This window comes from Mesorhizobium sp. M7A.F.Ca.MR.148.00.0.0 (assembly GCF_003997735.1).
Taxonomy (GTDB): Bacteria; Pseudomonadota; Alphaproteobacteria; order Rhizobiales; family Rhizobiaceae; genus Mesorhizobium.
In genome coordinates, this window is sequence record NZ_RZTB01000587.1 from 1 (window position 1) to 264 (window position 264).

The following is a 264-nucleotide window of genomic DNA, read 5'->3' on the forward strand; positions in this document are numbered from 1 at the left end:
GACTCGCTCCTTCGCGATCGCAAAATCATACGGCACCCTCGGCCTTCAGCGCGCGATAGGTGGTATCGACCGACTTTACCGTCGCGTCGACAATGATGTCGATCTCTTTACGGGTAATGATCAGGGGGGGTGCATAACCGAGGATGTCGCCATGCGGCATGGCCCGTCCGATGACACCATTCTCAAACAGAGCAGCTGCAGTGCGCACGCCGACCTGAAGGTCGGGTTCGAATGGTATCCTTTGTTTTGGGTCCCGCATCATCT

Annotated in this window: 1 pseudogene; it reads right to left on the reverse strand. The window is 56.8% G+C overall.

The window, feature by feature from the left end:
* Positions 1-25: 25 nt before the first annotated feature.
* Positions 26-264: pseudogene (locus tag EOB49_RS35430) on the reverse strand (aspartate aminotransferase family protein); the annotation flags it as partial.